Below are 18,128 nucleotides of genomic sequence, written 5' to 3'. Positions count from 1 at the left end.
TTCCCGAGCCGTCCGAGTCAGAGGAGCACCGCATGTCCGCAGCCGAAGCACCCGCCGGTGCTGCCGAGAGCCTCCGCCGCCGCTCCCGCGAGGCGCTCACCGCGCTGGCGCTCCAGTTCCTGCTCGGGATGGCGGCCAACCTGATCGGGGAGCCGGAAGGCGGGTTCGCCGTGGCCGCCGACTGGGTCGTCATCGTCCTGCACATCCTGATCGCGATCGGCCTGGTGGTGATCGCGGTGCGGCTGCTGCTGGCGGCACGACGCGCGCAGCTCGGTCAGCGGCTCGCGGTGTGGGGGCTCGTGGTGATCGTGGTCACCTTCCTCGCGGGTGTCGGGACCATGGCGTCCGGGAGCGAATGGGCGTCCTACCTGATGGCGACCGGCTTCCTGGTCGCCGCCGCCCTCTACGGCGGCACGTTCTTCGCGTCGTACCGTCTGCACACCGCGGCCGGGGCCTAGAGGGATCGCGTCAGCCCAGCTCCCGGCGCACGATCCAGCGAACCCGGCCTCCGGAGTGCGCGTCGGTCTCGGTCAGGCGCGTGAAGCCGTGCTTCTCGAACAGGTCGACGGTGCCGACGTAGCCGCTGATCACGTCCACCCGCTCGCCCCCTGTGTCGACCGGGTAGCCCTCGACCACGGTCGCGCCGCTCGCCCTGGCGTGCTCGACCGCTCCGTCCAGCAGGTCGTGCATCACGCCGCGCTTGCGGAAGCCGCCGCGCACGACGAAGCACACGATCGACCACGGGTCGCGCTCCTCATCCAGGTGCGGGATGGTGCGGGAGTTCATCAGCCGCCGGTACGTCGACTTCGGCGCGACGCTGCACCAACCGGCGACCTCGCCGTCGAGGTAGGCCAGCACGCCCGGACCGGGCGTCGTCCCGCACTCGTGCTCCATGTACGCGATCCGCTCGGGCATCGGCAGGCGCGCGTCCCGGTACGACATGCACACGCAGCCACCGCCGCCGGGCTTGCGCGGCACCATGAAGGTGGCGAAGTCGTCCCAGCGGCCGGTCGCCGGCAGCACCTCGATCGTCATGCGCCGAGCGTAGCGGGCGCGGCCGGGCGGTGTCCCGTGCCAGGCTGTGCGCATGGAAGCCGTGGTCGTGTGGGCGAGTTTCATCGGGGCGTGGTTCCTGGTCGCGGGCCCGCTGTTCCAGGGGTCGGTGGAGCTGCACAGGATCGAGTCGTCGATCGCGCACGACGAGTCGGCCCTGCCGTCGCGGTACTGGTGGCTCTTCCCGCCGGCCATGTACGTCATCACCCGCCGCCGCATCGCCGCCGACCCCTCGGTCGGGTCGCGCGCGCGGCTGTTCCGGGCGTCTGGAACGGGATGGTTCACCGTCGCCGTCGGGGGCGCGCTGATCGCGACGCAGGAGACGTGGGAGCTCGTCCGGCTGCTCCACGGCGGCACCGCGGTGTTCTGGGTCGTCTACCTGGCACTGCTCGTCGCATCCACGCTCAACACCTCCCTCCGCATGATCCGGGAGCGTGTGGTCGCGGCGAGTGGTGATTAACCGCGGGAATCCGGGTCGAGTCGTGACGTGATGTCACCACTCGGCGCGTCAGCGGGCCGGGTTCGCCGCCATGTAGTCGCGCATGGGCACGAGGTTCGCAAGCGGCGCGAAGTACCCGAATCCGGGCAGGTCGAAGACGATCCCGCGTACGCCGGAGTCGGCGAAGGACGCGGACCACTCGATCGCGTCGGGCATCGGCACCGTGAGCACGCGCGATGCGGCCTCCTCGTCGAGCCCGGCGCTCAGTGCGCCGTCGTGCGCGCGGGCGATCGTGGTGAACGCGAAGAGCATCGGACCCGAGTCCAGCTCGCCGACGAACGGCGAGGGCGCGTCGTCGGTCCCGCGGGCGATGAACGCCCAGCGCGGGAGGGCGTAGACCGCCCGCCACAGCGCATCCATCGCCGCGAAGTCCCCCGGCCCCGCCGCACGCAGGGCCGTGGCCGCCGCGTCGATCTCCGCGATCATCTTCTCGTCCGCCGGATCCATGCACTCCCCCTGCCGTCGTCCGCCCCCACCGTACCCCGTCTCCGGGAACCGGCCTCAGTGCGAGGTGAGGCGGCCCAGCGTCTCCAGCAGGGCCGCACGCTGGACCTCGTCGAGCGGAGCGAACAGGTCGTCGAGCACATCGGCGGCCACCGCGTGGCCCTCTTCCAGCGCGGCACGGCCGGCGTCGGTCAGTTCGTGGACGATGCGGCGCCCGCGGCCGGGCGTCCGGACGATGAGCCCGCGCTCGGCCAGCCGGTTCGCCAGGGTGCCGAAGGCCTGGTCGCTCTGGAAGGTGGCGGCGGCGAGATCGTGCCCCGACGCCTCGGGCATGCGCGCGATGGCGCGCAGCGCGTCCCACTGGACCAGGGTGATCCCGACCGGCCGGAGAGCGGCGTCCATCGTGCGGTGGTTGCGGTACTGCGCGCGCTTGATCGCCAGGCCGAGTGCTTCCAGTTCCACCGTCATGGTGCTACTGTATCAACATTCTTAGATAAACATGTTGATATAGGAGCCCGCCATGACGATCAGCCTTCCCCTCGACCTCCCCGTGATGGAGGCCGGCGACCCCGCCTCCCCCGAAGCGCTCGTGCTGCACGGCGGGGGCGGCCCGCGCACGGTCGCGCCGATCGTCGCGCACCTCGCCTCGACCATGCACGTCGTCGCCCCCACCCACCCGGGCTGGGAGGGGACGGAACTGCCCGGTTCCATCGCCTCCGTCGCCGACCTCGCCACCGGCTACCTCGACCGCCTGCTCGAGGGCGGTGAGCGCGGCGTCGTCCTGATCGGCTCCTCCATCGGTGGCTGGATCGCGCTCGAGATGGCGCTGCAGGCGGCCGCGCACGCCCGCTACTCCGGCCTGATCTCCGCCGTCGTCGACATCGACGGGGTGGGCGCGATCGTCGAGGGCGAGCCGATCGCCGACTTCTTCGGCCTCGACGCCCGCGGCCTCGCCGAGCTCGCCTGGCACGACCCGGAGCGCGGCTATATCGACCCGGCCGGCCTCACCGACGAGCAGCGCGCCATCCAGCAGGGGAACGGTCGCACGATGGCGACGATCGCCTCCAGCATGGCCGACCCGGCGCTGCTGGCTCGGCTGGGCGGGGTCGACGTCCCGGCGCTGATGGTGTGGGGCGACAGCGACGGGATCGTCACCCCCGCTTACGGCCGCGCCCTCGCCGCCGCGGTCCCCGGCGCCCGGTTCGCAGAGATCCCGGACGCCGGGCACCTGCCGCACCTGGAGAATCCCGAGGCCACCTGGCGCGTCGTCGACCCGTTCCTGGCGGAGGTCGCCGCTCAGTCGAGGTGATCGAGGTAGCGGAGGATGATGCCCTCGCGCAGCGCCCACGGGCACACCTCGAGCTCGTCGACGTCGAAGGCCCGCATCGCCTCGCGGAGCACGATCCCGCCCGCGACGATCTGGAAGGCACGGTCGGAGGTGATGCCCGGGAGGGCCGTCCGGGAGTCCGCCGGCATCCGGCCGAGCCGCGGGACCCAGTCCGCGAGCCCGGAGCGGGTCAGGTGCACGCGGTCGTCGCCTCCGGCGCGCGCGGAGGCGGACCCGGCGAGCCGGGCGAGCGATCGGATCGTCTTCGAGGTCCCGATGACGTGGTCGCCATCGCCCCGCTCGATCTCCGGCACCACCTCCGCGAGGAGCCTGCGGGCGTGGTCGCGGAGCTCCTCCACCTGCTCGTCGCGCGGCGGGTCGTCGTGCAGGAAGCCGATCGTCGCGCGTCCTGCGCCGAGCGGAACCGACACCGCGGTGTCCGGGTACTCGTCGGTGCCCGACGCGATCTCCAGCGACCCTCCGCCGATGTCGAGCAGCAGGATGCGACCGGAGGACCAGCCGAGCCAGCGCCGGACGGCGAGGAACGTCAGCCGCGCCTCATCCGCTCCGGAGAGCACCTGCAGGTCGACGCCCGTCTGCTCCCGCACGCGCGCCAGCAGCTCGGGGCCGTTGGTCGCCTCCCGCAGCGCCGAGGTCGCGAAGGGCAGCAGCTCGTCGATGTCCTCCTCCTCGGCGACCCGCAGCGCCGACGAGATCGCGGCGAGCAGCGCGTCGCAGCCCTCGTCGCTGATGCCGCCGTCCGGCTCGATGTAGCGCATGAGGCGCAGCACCGACTTGTGGGTCGCTGCGGGAAGGGGCCTGGCCCCTGGATGCGCGTCGACGACGAGCAGATGGACGGTGTTCGATCCGACATCGAGGACTCCGAGGCGCACGATCGGAGACTATTGCACGGCGCCCGATCCGGCGAGCGGGTGCTCGCGCTCGGATGCGAGGAGCGCTTCGACGACGGCCGCGGTCTCCGTCCAGTCGTGCACGGAGACCGACGGGACGCCGAGCTTCAGCACCGGATAGTCGTTGCCGTCGGGGTCGAGCCTGTCTCCGACGAACAGCATGTCGGAGAAAGGGATACCGGTCAGAGACGCGAGCCTCGTCATCCCGTACGCCTTGTCCACTCCGCGGCGGGTGATGTCGATGCTGGTCGAGCCGCCTGCTCGCACCTCCAGCCCGGGGAGCCTCGCCTGCAGCGCCGTGCGGAGGTCCCTCCGCCGCGTCCGTTCGGGGTCCCAGGCGGCCTTCACCGCGACGGGCGCCGACTGGCCCAGCGCGGAGAAGGTGATCTGCGAGCCGCGGTCCTCGATCACCGGCCCCCAGGTGTTCTCCTCCCATAGCCCGAGACGCGACGCCTCCTCCTCCACGGCCGTCACCGTCTCCGCGCGTTCGCGGTCGCTCAGGTCTTCGGCGTACACGAGCCGCCACCGCTCCCCCTCCCAGCGCAGGTAGCGCGTCCCGCAGGTCGGCATCAGGTGGAGCCGGTCGAGACGCGCCGTCTCCGGCAGGCGGGAGAGGAGCTGGTCGCGGAACTGCTCGAACCGGCCTCCCGAGATCACGCACACCTGCGCGATCTCGAGGAGCCCGGTCAGCAGCCCGGCCATGCGGGGGTCGAGGGGCGACTTGGAGACCGCGAGGGTGTCGTCGAGGTCGAAGGCGACGAGGCGGGGCATCAGGGAGTCCTTTCATGGCGGAGCGGAGACGGGGGCGGAGAGGTGCTGCCGCGGACGACGAGCTCTGCGCGCGGGAGGGCCGCGATCCCGGGGCGGTCACCGTCGATGCTGGCGAAGAGGAGGCGGGCGCAGTCCCGTCCCCATGCGGCCTCGTCCCTCTTCACGGTCGTCAGCGTGGGAGTCGTGGAGGCGGCGACGGGGTCGTTGTCGAGGCCGACCACCGAGAGTCTCGCGGGCACGGATAGCCCGAGGGCCACTGCCGTGCGGAGGCCCGCCACGGCGAGCAGCGCCGTCTCGTAGACGATCGCCGTGGGCGGCGACGTGCCTGCCACGAGCGCGGCGGTCACCTCCTCCGCAGCGACGGGCGAGGAGTCCGGCAGAGGACGCGGCACGATCTCGACTCCGAGCAGACGCGCCTCCTCGGCGAAGGCGTCGAACGGAGCCCGTTCCCCCGCCACGAGGGCGATGCGCCCATGGCCGAGGGCGGCCAGGTGGCGGACTGCGAGGCGCGCCCGCTCCTCCCGATCGGCGACCGCCGCAGCCGCCGGTGCCGGGGCGGCGACGACGAACGGCAGTCCCGACCGGGTCAGAACGGCCGGCACGCCCTCGCCGGTCCCGAGCGCCCCGACGAGCACGACGTCGACCTGGGACTCGTCGGCGAACACGGCATACGCCTCCTCCTCGTCAACGGCGGAGGAGACGGCGCGGACCACCAGCGCGGTGCCGCCCGAGGCGAGTGCGCCGCCGAGCCCCTCAAGGAAGCCGACCACGTCCGTCCACGGGCCCGCATCCTCGCCGTCCAGGCGGATCACCAGGCCGACGCTCCGCGGCCGCCGCCTGGCCAGGGCCCGTGCGCGGGCGTTCGGCGTCCACCCGAGGTCTTCCGCCGCACGCACGATACGCGCCTGGGTGTCAGCGCTGAGCCCGCGTCGCCCGTTGAAGACGAACGAGACGGCGCTCTTGGAGACCCTGGCCCGGGCGGCGACATCCGCGATGGTGACGGGTCGCTCGCCCGGCGGCGGGGAGGAGCCGGCGGCGGGGTCGGAGCCCAGGCCCGAACCGGGCCCCGGCCCCGCCGCCCCGCCGTTCAGCCCGCCACGGCCCATGGCCCGTTGGCCGCGCCAGGGGCCTGGTTGCGGGTGTACCACTTGGCGACGTACACGACACCCTTGTAGCTGGCGCGGTCCCCGGCGTTGAAGACACGCGACGGCGTCCAGAGAGCCGTGCCATCCGGAGCGGTCGCGATCTCCTGCCACGGTCCCGTCACCGACCCGGGGACATCGCCGCGGCTGTACCAGCCCGCGAGGAACGTCCGCCCCTGGTAGACGACGGTGTCGCCGGCGCCGAAGACACGGGACGCGGTCCACACCGCCTGGCCGCTCTCGGTCATCGCGAGCTCCTGCCAGGCCCCGGTGCTGCTGAGGCCGGGCTGCTCGCCCTTGGTCGACCATCCCGCCTTGTAGACCGAACCGCGGTAGCTGACGATGTCGCCCGCCTTGTAAGCGGTCGTCTTGACCCAGGCGTCCGGGAGGGTGACCGTCACGGCGACCGTCGTGCTGGCGCCCGCGACCGTGTCGCTGCCGCTGTACGTCGCCGTCAGCGTGTGGACCCCCGCTGCCAGCCCGACGGGGAGCGTCACCGTCGCGACGCCGTCGCGCAGGGGCGCCGCGCCGCGGTCCTTGTCGCCCTCTGCCAGCGCGACCTGCCCGGTCACCGGCAGCGGCGACGTGACGGTCACGGTGACGGTCGCCGCCGTACCCCACGCCGTCGTGACGGCCGGGGCGCTGATCGCCGAGGTGGCGCGCAGCCCGTCGATGGCGCCCTTCAACGCCGCGGCGCGGGCGTCGATCGCGGACTGGGTGGCGTCGGCCGCCTTCAGGGTCGCCTTGGCCGCTTCCAATGCCGGTACCAGCGGCGCCCAGCTCGAAGGCGTGTACTGCGTGCTGTTTAGACCGTTCGCCCTGTCCACAAGCGCCTGCAGCGCACTCCGGTCGACCGCGACCGTGACCGGACAGCGGGCGAACTCGTCTCCCGCGCCGTGCACGAGCACGATGGAGGTGCTCCCCGGCGCCCCGGTCTTGAGCGGGACCGCGAGCGTTCCGTCGGCGGCCGCCTGCGGCGCGGACGTGACCGCCGCGACCGACGGGTCGAGCGAGTACGCCGAGAACGTGTCCCCGCCGTCGACCGGCGTGATGGTCGCGCCGAGCGTCGCGGTGCTGTTCCGCTCCGCGTTCACCGAGGCGCCGCACGCCAGGCTGTACCCGCCGTAGAGCTCGAACTCCCAGATGTTGAGGCCGTACTTCGTCGCGGGTGACCCGATCACCCGGACGTACCGCACCTCCGCCGTCGGGAAGTCGGTCGTGTCGCGGTGGTGATCGGCGGTGCCGGTGTTCTGCACGCGGGCGAGCGGCGTCCAGTCCGACCCGTTCGCCGATCCTTCGATCCGGTAGTCGGTGGAGTTGCCGGTCTCCCACTCGACGACGGCCTGCGAGACCGGGCGCACCGACCCGAGGTCGACCTGCAGCCAGTTCTGGCTGGTGTACGGCGCCGAGCCGGACGGCCGGGCCGAGGACCACTTCGTCGTCTTCGAGCCGTCCGTGGCGGCGGTGGGCTGCACGTTCGCCAGGTTGTTGTACACGCTGTCCGCCGTGGTGGGCCTGCCCTGGGCGAGGTTCACCCGGCCGGTCGACGTGGGCGCCGAAGCGATGGCGCTGTCGCCGAAGACCTCGAACTCCCACACCGAGACGCCGTAACTCGTGAGCGCACGCTTGACCGTCTGCATCCGCACGTAGCGGCCGCTCGCGTTCAGCGTCACCAGGTCGGTGCCGCCGTCGCCGCCTGCCGCCGGGGTGGCGTAGGCGTCGCGCCAGGTGCTGCCGTCGTCCGAGACCTGGATCTTGTACTGGCTGGCGTAGGACGCCTCCCAGAACAGGCGGACCGCCCCGATCTTCTGCACCGTGCCGAGGTCGACCTGCAGCCATGACGTGTCCGGAGACCCTGTGCGGTCGGCGATCCAGCGCGTCGTCGCGTTGCCGTCGGTCGCGCTGGCAGGGCTGGTGCCGTCGGAGGCGGTGGTCGGTGCGCCGAGGGCGAGGTTCACGCTCGCGGCGGCCGCGAACTCGGCGATCGAGTAGGAGCCGCCTCCCGGCCCGTCGAGCGGCAGGATGCGGACGAAGTTCGCCGCGGTCGCCGGGAAGTCGACGTGCTGGTGGCCGCCCGTGCCGTTCTGGACCAGCTTCTGGTCGGTCCAGGTCTGCCCGTCGGTCGAGGTCTGGAGGAGGAAGCGGCCTGCGTAGTCGGCGCCCCAGTCGATGTCCGCGCCGGTCGCGTACGAGCCTGCGGCGAGCCGCTGCTGCAGCCACGGCGCGGCGCCGGCGGACTGCCAGGTCGTCGTCGTGTCCTTGTCGCCCGCCCGCGACGGGCCGTAGCCGGCGGCCGAGCCGCTCGCGGTGTACGCCGATCCGTCGGAGTCGTCGACGGCGAGCGGCTCGGTGACGGTCTTGCCCAGGTTCGCGCCCGAACCGAGCACGAAGGTGCCGTGCGACGCAGTCGTCCCGCCCTTCAGCGCGACGTCGACGAGCAGACCGGGCTGGCTCGGGTTCGACAGGCTCACCACCGGGGCGCCGGAAGACTCGTCGAGCATCACGATGCTCGGCTGGCTCACCGAGAGCGTGCGGCCGTCGCCCAGGTCGAGCGACCCGGCGCGGTAGAACGTCGCCATGGTCCGCTTGAGCCCGGGATGCTGCACCGCCTGCACCGACGTGTCGTTGCGGAGCACCTTCACCGCCGGGTCCGCGGCGTACGCCTTGGTCTGCGCGGCCGACTTGGCGGGGAGCACGATGTACTCGTATCCCGCGTCCGTCGGCGCCGTCCCGTGGTCGAAGTACAGCGTGAACGCGTCGTGGCTCTCGGGGTCGCCTCCGTAGTAGCTGCCGGTCTGCGTCTTGTCGGAGACGGTCACCGGCTGGTCGGTCGGGAACACGTAGCCGACCTTGTCGTTGTAGGCCCACGACGGGTCCCCGACGACCTTTCCGTCCGTTCCGGCGGCGAGGCTCTGCCCGTCGACCGACGCGTTGTCCTTCGCCGCGACCTGGTTGACCGTGGTGTGGACGGGCGCGGCCGAGGTGGAGCGGATGCCCGCGCCGAGGGCCACCATCTCGTCGTCGAAGTAGTAGTAGCTCTTCTGCGCCTGCGTGCCGGCCCGGTCCAGGCTCTCCACGCTCGCACCGTAGGTGCCGTCCGAGACGCCGCCGGTGAAGGCGCCGCCGTTGGCCGACCGCCCGTCCTTCCCGAGGGTGGTCTCCTTCACGTACGGGACGGTCGTGCCGGGGTAGTGGTACCAGTCGAACGCCGGGCCGAGGTCGGTGTACTCCTTGTTCGTCACCTGGATGGCGGTCGTGCCGGTCCGGTTCCAGACGATCTCGTTGCCGACGTCCTTGCGGATGGTCGAGCGGTACTCGCTGCCGACGGTGCGGCTCGAGTTGAGCCCGGTGACGATGCCGTAGTCCGCACGCTGGTGCGACGAGAACTCGGACCGCCAGAAGTAGCGGTCGCCGACGGCCCCGTTACCCGCGGTCTTGCCGCGGATGTTGTCCGCCATCTCCCGGTAGTCGGTCGCGTACAGCGGGTCGGTGCGCGCCATCCGATCCAGCGGGTCGAGGAAGACGGCGGCGTAGCTGGTGACGCCGTCCACCGTCGTCGCCGGACGGTAGAGCAGGTAGAGCATCTCGATCTCGCCGCGGATCAGCCAGCGGGTGCCGTCCACGATGTAGAACGCGATCGTGTCGAGCTGGTCGCGGGTGAAGGCCAGGCTGGTGCCGCGGGCGGAGTCCGCCCACATCGCGACCATCGTGAACAGCGCCATCCCGTAGCCCTCGCTGTAGAGCTGGGCGCCGTGCGCCCAGAACGTCGCGTCGGGCTGCACGGCCTCCTGCACGGTGCCGGAGTCGTCGACGGCCACGGTCTGCACCATGGTGGCGAAGCCGGCCCTGATCTGGTCGGCGTTCCGGGTGGCGAGTGCCTTGTAGAGGTAGTCGGAGGTGCGCCAGGCGCCGTTCGCACCTGCCGGGTCCAGCTTGCCCTGGTTGTGCTTGATCGCGAGGGCTGCGGCGTCCGCGCCGAGGGCGTCCCCGACGAAGATCGAGATGCGCCCCATGGCGATCGACTCGCCGATCTCGGTCTCCCACCAGTTGGTGTTGCCCGGGTTCACCTGGTCCCAGTACGCGAGCGCGCGCTGCTCCGAGTCGATCAGCCGGGCGTCCTGGTACCCCTTCGCCGTCTTGTCCCGGTACGCCTGGGCGATGGCGACCATCCGGTAGAGCGCCTTGTAGGCGTCCCAGGTCTTGCCGTTCGCCGAGCTCGTCGTGTCCTGGTAGTTCACGTCGGACCAGGAGCCGTCCGCGTTCTGCGAGGCCACGTAGTCGAGCGCGTTCGAGGTCTGCGCCAGGTAGATGCCGTTGGCGATCTGCACCTCGTCACCCTGGCTGAGGTAGTAGTCCTGCAGGCGGGAGACGATGGTGGAGACGTCCGACTCCAGGTCGGCGGCCTGGGCGGGCGCGGCGATCCCGGCCGCGCCCAGCAGGGCGGCGACGAGGAAGGCCACGAACGCCGCCGCTCGTGAGCGGCGGGCGAGCGGGGGGCGTGGAGCGTTCGGAACGGGATGACGCGTCATTGCGCTGGACTCCTCGTGTGCTGGGGCGATGCTGTCAGATGGTGCGGACCAGGCGGGCGACGGCGATGCGTGTGTCGGCCGCGCCGTAGAAGACGAAGTGCTCTCCGCCGATCTCCTCGATCGCCGTGGGGAACACCACGTTGGCCACCGTTCCCGCGGTCTCGTCCGCGGTCTCGGGGGTGAGCAGGGGCTCGCCCGTGCGGGCGAGCACGCGCGAGGGGTCGTCGGCGTCGAGCAGCATGGCGCCGACGACGTAGTGGACGCTGAACGCCTGCGGCACGAACGAGCCGCCCGGCAGGTCGCCGGTGACGCCGTGGTGCAGCAGCAGCCAGCCTTCGGGTACGCGTAGCGGCGCAGGCCCCGCGCCGATCTTGAGCGCCTCCCACTCGTGCTCCGGGCCCGCGACGAAGCGGTGGCCGGCAGGCCGGGTGAGGGCGGTGAGATCCTGGACGGCGTCGTCGACCGGGACGTACGAGATCCAGATGCTGGCTCGAGGGTCCGTCACGCCCGCCGGAAGCGGCGGCTGCTCGTCCGGCCGCACGAAGCCGAAGTCCCACATCGGCCGGTGCAGCATCGCGAAACTGGGGCGACCCTCCGGGTCGGGGACGATCTCGGGGAAGAAGACCACGTCCTTGTTGGGGAACAGGTTCAGGTCGGTGTCGAGCGCGTCGTCGTAGGCGAACTGGATAGGGCCGAGCCGCCGCCAGGAGACGCCGTCGGTCGACACCGCGATCGCGGGCTTGGGGCCGAGGGGGCCGAACGCCACGTACGCCATCACGTGGATGCCGAGGTCGGCGAGCGGGGTGATCCGCGGATCCTCCACACCGCCGTGCGCGGTTCCGTGCTCCCACCCGCGCTCCGCCTCCAGGGCGACCTCCAGGCCGTCCACCCCGCTCGGGACGCCGTCGGTCAGCACGACCCGTGCCCGGCCGATGCGCGAGACGTTGTGCTCTGCGACGAGCCGCGGGAACAGGTGGACGGTGCCGTCGGGTCCCTGCACTGTCGCCGGGTTGAGCACGCCCTCGACCTGCCGGGGGTCGCTCGGGTCCGGCTCCATGACGACGCCGGCGCGCTCGAGGAGGTACGGGATGGCGACAGCGGTGCTGCCGGCGGGGATGGTGGTGGTCACGGGACCTCTCTCAGGTGGTGGGGCCAGGGGTGCGCTGCTCAGCCTTTGACGGCGCCGACGACGCCGTTGACCAGGTAGCGCTGGATGAAGATGTAGCCGACGATCAGCGGAGCGGCGACGATGAAGGTCGCGGCCGCGAGGAGCGGCCACTGGTTGCCGTACGTCCCCTTGAAGGCGTACAGCCCGACGGTCACCGGGAACTTCGTGGGGTCGGCGAGGAGGACCGTCGCGAGGATGATCTCGTTCCAGATCCACACCGCCTGCAGGATGAACACCGTCACGAGCGCCGGGCGGGCCAACGGCAGGATGAAAGTGAAGAGGTAGCGCCAGTAGCCGACGCCGTCCATCGCCGCGGCTTCGTCGAGCTCCCGCGGGATCGACTTGACGAACCCGCTGAGCAGCAGCGGGCCGACGCCGACGCCGACGCCCACCAGCAGGATGTAGCCGAGCTGGGTGTCGTACAGCCCGAGCCGCAGCAGCAGCTGGAACTGGGTGATCAGTGCGTTGGGGAGGAACAGCACGAGCACGAAGACCACGGACCAGTACTTCGCCCCGCGGATGTACCCGCGGGCGACGGGGAAAGCGAGCACCAGAGTGAGTAGAGTGCCGATCGCGGAACCAGCGGCCGTGTAGAGGACGCTGTTGAGGATGTACGCGCCGAAGTCGCCCTTCTCCCAGGCGGTCGCGAAGTTGCCCCACTGCGGGTCGGAGACGAGCCCGACCGGGTTGGCGACGAACTCCGCCTGCGACTTCAGCGCGGTGTTCAGGAGGTACAGCAGCGGGAACATGAACAGCACCATCAGCAGGGCGGCGCAGATGTATGCTCCGATCGGAATGCGGCGACGCCGGCGGCGTTGCTCGCCCTCTCGGTGCGGCCCCGCGGGCTGCGGCGGCGGCTCGACCAGGGTCGAGGTCGCGGTGTCGGTGGTAGCGGTCACAGCTTCGCCTCCCGTCTGCGGAGGATGGCCAGGGCGACGATCGAGACGATCGCCACCAGCACGAACTGGACCATCGAGACGGCGGCCGCGTAGCCCTGCGACTGCGACAGGGTGGTCCCCGACGCGCCGCCGAAGCCCTGCACGTACACGAGAAGGGAGAGCACCTGGGTCGAGCGGTTGTTGGGCCCGCTGAGCACGTAGATCAGCTGGTAGCTCTGCAGGGCGTTGACGATGCCGAGGAGCACGTTCGCCGTGATCGAGGGCGCCAGCAGCGGGACGGTCACGCTGCGGAACCGCTGCCAGCCGCTCGCCCCGTCGATCTCGGCGGCCTCGTACAGCTCCTCGGGAACCGCCTGGAGCCCGGAGAGGAAGATGATGACCGAGACGCCGAGCACCATCCAGACCTGCACGAGGATCACCAGAGACAGCGCGAGCCGCGGGTCGCCGAAGAAGGCCGAGTGGCCGCCGAAGAGGCCGAGGATCGACGCCGCCGGTCCCCCGCTCACGTTGAAGATGAGGGACCACACGAGGCCCGTGACGGTCACGCCGAGGATCGTCGGCATGAACACGACCGCACGGTAGAAGTCCCGCCCGCGGAGGCGGCGGTTCAGGAGCACGGCGACGGCCAGCGCGACGACGATCTGCACGGCCGTGCTGACCACGGCGAAGATGATCGTGTTCCGCAGCGCGTTGGCGCTGTCCGCCCACTTCGCGGGCGAGAAGAAGTCGACGTAGTTCTGCAGCCCGACGAAGTTGATCGGGATGCCGGGGAGTCCGCGCAGGTCGGTGAACGACGCGATCAGGACGCCGACGGCGGGCACGAAGCCGAAGATGCCGAGCAGCAGCATCCCGAGGCCGAAGGTCAGCCGGACCGGCGTGCGGCGGGGGAAGGGGAACGATTCAGTCATCTGTCTCTCGACTCCCGGGAGGGCGGCCCGCTCTCATGGCGGACCGCCCTGCCCGACAGTGTCAGCCGGCCGCCGACCAGGCCTTCTGAGCGGCCTGCGCGGCCTGCTCCGGCGTGGCGGAACCGAGCGGGGTCAGCGCCGGGTAGTTGAACGGGAAGACCGCGTCCTGTCCGGCCTTGTTGTTGGCGAACCAGATCTGGTCCCACGCCGGCTCGTACGACTTCGTGTACTGGCCGATCGACTGGAGGAACGCGCTGGTCGAGATGCCGGGCTGAGCGGACGAGAAGCCGGACTTCTGCAGGAACAGCTCGTAGTTCTTCTTGTCGGAGAAGAACTTGAGCCACGCCATCGCCGCGGTCTTGTTCTTGGCCGAGGTCGGCACGGCGAGCTGCAGCTCGGTCTTGCCGTTGAGCAGAGCGTTGTCCTTCGCCTCATCGGCGCCGGGGAACGGGAAATAGCCGTAGTCGAACTTCTTCGCGACGGCCGCGTCGATCACCGGCTGGTCCCAGGTGCCGTCGACGGTCATGGCGAAGTCGCCCGCCGCGAAGCCGGACGGGATCGACGTGTAGTCGGTGCCCGCCGCGCCGTCCTGCGAGTTCTGCAGCACGTACTCGGTCTGCTGCAGCACCTTCACCTCGGTCGGGTCGGTCAGCTTCGCCTTGTTCGTCCACAGCTCCTTGGCCAGTTGCTGCTTGTCGTCGGCCGTCGGGTACAGCGAGGCGACGGAGGCGAGCATCGGCAGGCCGGCGGGCCAGCTGTCCTTGCCGCCCATGCCGAACGGGGTGATCCCCTTCGCCTTGAGCGCATCGACCACCGCGGTGAACTGGCTCCAGGTGGTGGGGATCTCGAGGCCGTTGTCGGCGAAGATCTTCTTGTTGTAGAAGACGCCGGTGTAGTAGCTGACGCCCGTCGGGACCGCGTACTGCTTGCCGCCGATGGCCTGCGCGTCGAGCAGCGTCGGGGTGTACTGCTTGAGGAACGACTCCCCCGTCAGGTCGACCAGGGCGCCGGCCTTGGCCAGGCGGGCGTCGTCGGTGGCCGCGTCCTTCGCATAGGACGGCGTCTCCATCAAGCCCTTCACCACGAACAGGTCGAGGTTGCCCGCGGTGAGGCGGGAGGACTTCGTGGCCGGGTAGTTGTCGTTCGAGACGGTCGAGAAGACCACATCCACCTTCGGGTACCGCTTCTCGAAGGCGTCGTTGACCGCGCGGAAGCCGGCGTCGGTCGCGTCGCTGCTCGAGACGAGCAGTTGCAGCTTGCCGCTCGGCTCGCCGTCGCTCGACCCTCCGCCGCCGGAGCAGGCGGCGAGCGCGCCGATCGTGGCCGCAGCGACCGCGCCGGCGATCAGCCGCCGGCCCAGGGTGCCGCGCAACCTCTTCGTTGCCATGTGTTGTCTCCTCGTCGAGTTCGGGAACGGTGCAGGGGGTGATTCGGGTACAAAAACGTTTCGGAAAGGGAACAGTGCCTTACCGAAACGTTTCGGTTCGGCCATGTTGCCATGCATCGACGGACGAATGCAAGCCCTGCGCCGGACGATCGGCGGCGAGTTCAGCGCCCGGCGCCCACCGGCCCGGTGGAATCACGGACGATCAGCTCCGCGTCGGGGATGCGCACGTCGGCCACAGCGCCCTCCTCGATCAGCTCGACGAGCATCCTCCCCGACTCCCTGCCGAGGAGCCTCGGCGACGTGTGGACGGTGGTGACCGACGGCCGCACGTAGGTGCCGAGGCGGATGTCGTCGAACCCCGCCACCGAGAGCTGCCCCGGCACGTCAACACCGAGGTGCTGGGCCTGCGCGATCAGGCCGATCGCAGACAGGTCGTTCGCGCACATCACCGCGGTCGGCGGCTCCGCGAGCGCAAGCAGAGTGGAGGCGGCGGAGGCCCCGCCGAGGTACGTGAAGTCTCCGGGGACCACCGGTCCCGGCGCGAGGCTGAGTTCGAGCAACCCACTCCGCCACGCCTGCTCGCGCTGCACCGAGTGCGTCATGTCGGCGCGGCCGCTGACGTAGGCGATGCGGCGGTGACCGAGCTCGACGAGATGCCGGAGCGTCGCACGAATGCCCGCCTCCGGATCCTCCCGGACCGCGGGGATCGGGAAGTCGATGCCCGGGTTGATCGCGACGGCCGGCAGCCCGAGCCTCTGGACCAGCTGGATGCGCGGGTCGTCGACCTCCAGGTCGGTGATGAAGACGCCGTCGACGCGACGGTCGGCCGCGAGCTTGTCGTAGCGCTGGAGGACCCTGTCCGACTCCGCGCTGATCTGGAGCACGAGCGCGTAGCCGGCGGGATCGATCGCGTCCTCGATGCCGCCGATGAAGCCGCCGAAGAACGGGTCGAGCTCGAGCACGTCCGGGTCGCGGTGCAGCACGAGGCCGAGCGTGAACGCGCGTCGCCCGGACAGGCTCTTGCCGCGCAGCGACGGTACGAAGCCGAGTTCGGCGGCGATCCGGATGATGCGCTCGCGGGTGACGTCCGAGACCCCCGGGCGCCCGTTGAGCGCGCTCGAGACCGAGCTGATCGCGACGCCGGCCTTGTTCGCGACGTCGACGATCGTCACCCGCTCATCGCCCATCGCTCCGCCTCGCCTTCCGCCCTCGGTCGAGCGACGGACATCCTATGCCGGATCGGGCGCCGGGCGCTCGTGGGCGCCGTTCCCGATGGCGACGGTCACGCGGCCGTCGTCTCCTGCGCCCTCCGCAGCTCCTGGCTCGGCGAGACGCCGAACGAGCGGCGGTAGTCGCGGCTGAACTGCGACGGGCTCTCGTAGCCGACGTCGTACGCGATCCCGGCGATGTCCGCACGGGCCGCGAGCAGGCGCATCCGGGCCTCCTGCAGACGCAGATGCTTCTGGAACTGGATGGGACTCATCGACGTCGCCGCCTGGAAGTTGCGGTAGAACGCGGAGGGGCTCATGCGGGTGACCTCGGCGAGCTCGTCCACGCGGACGGCGTCGGCGTAGCGCTCCCGGAGCAGGGTCACCGCGTCGCTCACGCGCCGGAGCGCGCTGTCGGCCGTGCCCAGCTGCCGCACGCTCGCCCCGAGGGGGCTCTGCAGGGCCAGCCACACCAGTTCCCGCTCGTACAACGGCGCGAGCACGTCGCGGTCGCGGGGGCGGTCGAGCAGCCCCACCGTGCGCGCGACGGCGTCGACGATGTCGGCGGAGACCGGCGCGACCCCGACGCCCGCCGCCGCGACGCGGCCCGAGGGCGCGACCTCCGCGGCCGCCGGCTGCAGCAGAAGCTCCGCGACGAGCTCGGGCCGGAGCTGCAGCGAGAAGCCGAGAGCGGGCTCTGCGCGGCTGGCCTCGACGAAGTTGCCCACGGTCGGCAGGTCGAGGGAGGCCACGAGGAACTCGCCCGGCCGGTACGTGTGCACCCGCTCTCCCACGACCAGCCGCTTCGCTCCCTGCGCCAGCAGCACGAGGAGCGTGCCGGTCGCACTGAACTCCGGCGGCCCCACGCGGTCGATCGCCGAGATCGTGGCGCTGCGGCCGATGCGGACGTCGCCGTGCTGCGTGTGTCGCGCGATGAGGTCGCGAAGGTCTGCCAGCTCCATGCCGTCAGCGTAGCGCGGAGGCGTCCTTCTGCGTTGCCGGATTCTCATCAGGTTGGGAGGAATAGGCAAGTCTTCGGGAGCCACGAACTAGGGCGAACGGCCCGATCCCTGTTGACTTCTGGGTGAACCTGATCGCTATCGACGAAAGAGAGTCACCCATGAATGTCGCAGTCGTCATCGGAGGCAGTGCCGGAATCGGGCAAGCCACCTCCATCGACCTCGCCCGCCGCGGTTTCGCGGTCGTGCTCACCTACCGCAGCCACCCGGAGGGCGCCGACGAGACCGTCCGCGCCATCGAGCAGGACGGAGGTCACGCCGTCGCCCTGGAACTCGATGCGGCCGACACCGCCTCGTTCGGCGACTTCGCCCAGCGCGTCAGCGACACGATCGGGACGGCGTGGGGCGAGACGCGCGTCCACGCGCTCGTGAACAACGCCGGCCGGAGCGGGACGGCGCTCGTCGGGGAGATCACCGACGACGACTACGAGGGCCTGCACCGCATCCTGCTCAAGGCGCCGCTGTTCCTGACGCAGGCACTCCTGCCGCTGCTCGCCGACGGTGCCTCCATCGTGAACACCACGAGCTCCTCGACCCGACCGACCGGCGCGACCCCGGGGTACGCGGTGTACGCCGCGATGAAGGGCGGCCTGGTCGTCCTCACCCACTATCTGGCTCGGGAGTTGAGCACCCGCGGGATCCGCGCGAACTCCGTCTCGCCCGGCCCGACGCGCACGCGGCTGGGCGGCGACGCGTTCAGCCGGTTCCCGGAGCTCATCGAGCCGCAGGCAGCTCGCACCGCGCTCGGCCGCATCGGCGAGCCGGAGGACGTCGCGGCGGTGATCGCGTTCCTGGCCTCGCCGGAGTCCGGCTGGATCACCGGCCAGGACATCGAGGCCACCGGCGGCTACGACCTCTGAACC

The 18,128-nt window shown here is 71.1% G+C and carries 17 protein-coding genes; 4 read left to right on the top strand and 13 right to left on the bottom strand.

From position 1 onward, the window contains the following. The first annotated feature begins 32 nt into the window (after window positions 1–32). A complete protein-coding gene (locus P5G59_RS18085; RefSeq protein ID WP_301220410.1) occupies window positions 33–458 on the top strand; it encodes a hypothetical protein in 426 nt (141 codons plus the stop codon). Between the two features lie 10 nt (window positions 459–468). On the opposite strand, the gene P5G59_RS18080 is transcribed toward P5G59_RS18085, so the two are convergent. Further along, on the bottom strand, window positions 469–1,035 hold the full coding sequence (locus P5G59_RS18080) for a GNAT family N-acetyltransferase (protein ID WP_301220409.1): 567 nt from the start codon (window positions 1,033–1,035) through the stop codon (window positions 469–471). 52 nt (window positions 1,036–1,087) lie between these two features. Here P5G59_RS18080 and P5G59_RS18075 point away from each other — a divergent pair, with 52 nt between their 5' ends. Continuing rightward, window positions 1,088–1,513 (top strand): hypothetical protein, encoded by a 426-nt coding sequence (locus tag P5G59_RS18075; RefSeq protein ID WP_301220408.1) that lies wholly within the window; start codon window positions 1,088–1,090, stop codon window positions 1,511–1,513. Window positions 1,514–1,561: 48 nt separating this feature from the next. Here the strand turns inward: P5G59_RS18075 and P5G59_RS18070 are convergent, their stop codons facing one another. Both P5G59_RS18070 and P5G59_RS18065 read right to left on the bottom strand, forming a co-directional pair. Further along, window positions 1,562–1,999, bottom strand: a complete 438-nt coding sequence (locus P5G59_RS18070) for a hypothetical protein (RefSeq protein ID WP_301220407.1) — start codon at window positions 1,997–1,999, stop codon at window positions 1,562–1,564. A gap of 54 nt (window positions 2,000–2,053) precedes the next feature. After that, on the bottom strand, window positions 2,054–2,464 hold the full coding sequence (locus P5G59_RS18065) for a MarR family winged helix-turn-helix transcriptional regulator (RefSeq protein WP_301220406.1): 411 nt from the start codon (window positions 2,462–2,464) through the stop codon (window positions 2,054–2,056). A 52-nt stretch (window positions 2,465–2,516) separates the two neighbouring features. On the opposite strand from P5G59_RS18065, the gene P5G59_RS18060 reads away from it, so the two are divergent. Then, window positions 2,517–3,305 (top strand): alpha/beta fold hydrolase, encoded by a 789-nt coding sequence (locus P5G59_RS18060; RefSeq protein ID WP_301220405.1) that lies wholly within the window; start codon window positions 2,517–2,519, stop codon window positions 3,303–3,305. On the opposite strand, the gene P5G59_RS18055 is transcribed toward P5G59_RS18060, so the two are convergent. The 10 genes from P5G59_RS18055 to P5G59_RS18010 all read right to left on the bottom strand — a co-directional run bounded on the left by P5G59_RS18055 (window position 3,293) and on the right by P5G59_RS18010 (window position 17,208). Then, entirely contained in the window at window positions 3,293–4,216 is a 924-nt protein-coding gene (locus P5G59_RS18055; RefSeq protein WP_301220404.1) for a Ppx/GppA family phosphatase, read from the bottom strand. The two genes, P5G59_RS18060 and P5G59_RS18055, sit on opposite strands and share 13 nt — an antisense overlap. 9 nt (window positions 4,217–4,225) lie before the next feature. Next, window positions 4,226–5,005 carry an HAD-IIB family hydrolase gene (locus P5G59_RS18050; RefSeq protein WP_301220403.1) on the bottom strand — a complete coding sequence of 260 codons (780 nt, stop codon included), beginning with the start codon at window positions 5,003–5,005 and terminating at the stop codon, window positions 4,226–4,228. After that, window positions 5,005–6,111: a LacI family DNA-binding transcriptional regulator gene (locus P5G59_RS18045; protein WP_301220402.1), complete on the bottom strand. Its 1,107-nt coding sequence runs from the start codon at window positions 6,109–6,111 to the stop codon at window positions 5,005–5,007. The genes P5G59_RS18050 and P5G59_RS18045 overlap by 1 nt, the downstream gene beginning before the upstream one ends. Beyond that, a complete protein-coding gene (locus tag P5G59_RS18040; protein WP_301220401.1) occupies window positions 6,093–10,607 on the bottom strand; it encodes a polysaccharide lyase family 8 super-sandwich domain-containing protein in 4,515 nt (1,504 codons plus the stop codon). Before P5G59_RS18040 ends, P5G59_RS18045 begins: the two co-directional genes overlap by 19 nt. A gap of 103 nt (window positions 10,608–10,710) precedes the next feature. Beyond that, the gene (locus P5G59_RS18035; protein WP_301220400.1) at window positions 10,711–11,805 is read right to left on the bottom strand and encodes a glycoside hydrolase family 130 protein; all 1,095 of its coding nucleotides are present in this window, start codon (window positions 11,803–11,805) and stop codon (window positions 10,711–10,713) included. Between the two features lie 38 nt (window positions 11,806–11,843). Then, complete coding sequence (locus P5G59_RS18030; protein WP_301220399.1) at window positions 11,844–12,743, bottom strand: carbohydrate ABC transporter permease; 900 nt, start codon at window positions 12,741–12,743, stop codon at window positions 11,844–11,846. After that, a complete protein-coding gene (locus P5G59_RS18025) occupies window positions 12,740–13,651 on the bottom strand; it encodes a carbohydrate ABC transporter permease (RefSeq protein WP_301220398.1) in 912 nt (303 codons plus the stop codon). The genes P5G59_RS18030 and P5G59_RS18025 overlap by 4 nt, the downstream gene beginning before the upstream one ends. Window positions 13,652–13,712: 61 nt before the next feature. After that, complete coding sequence (locus tag P5G59_RS18020; RefSeq protein WP_301220397.1) at window positions 13,713–15,038, bottom strand: ABC transporter substrate-binding protein; 1,326 nt, start codon at window positions 15,036–15,038, stop codon at window positions 13,713–13,715. 161 nt (window positions 15,039–15,199) lie between these two features. Beyond that, entirely contained in the window at window positions 15,200–16,225 is a 1,026-nt protein-coding gene (locus P5G59_RS18015; protein WP_301220396.1) for a LacI family DNA-binding transcriptional regulator, read from the bottom strand. Between the two features lie 95 nt (window positions 16,226–16,320). Then, window positions 16,321–17,208, bottom strand: a complete 888-nt coding sequence (locus P5G59_RS18010) for an AraC family transcriptional regulator (protein ID WP_301220395.1) — start codon at window positions 17,206–17,208, stop codon at window positions 16,321–16,323. A gap of 158 nt (window positions 17,209–17,366) precedes the next feature. Between P5G59_RS18010 and P5G59_RS18005 the strand changes: the two genes are divergently transcribed. Beyond that, window positions 17,367–18,125, top strand: a complete 759-nt coding sequence (locus tag P5G59_RS18005; protein WP_301220394.1) for an SDR family NAD(P)-dependent oxidoreductase — start codon at window positions 17,367–17,369, stop codon at window positions 18,123–18,125. Window positions 18,126–18,128: the final 3 nt, after the last annotated feature.

The sequence above is a fragment of the Leifsonia virtsii genome, from assembly GCF_030433675.1.
Taxonomy (GTDB): Bacteria; Actinomycetota; Actinomycetes; order Actinomycetales; family Microbacteriaceae; genus Leifsonia; species Leifsonia virtsii.
The sequence above is the reverse complement of the archived record's forward strand: the minus strand, read 5'-3'. Positions and strand labels throughout refer to the sequence as shown.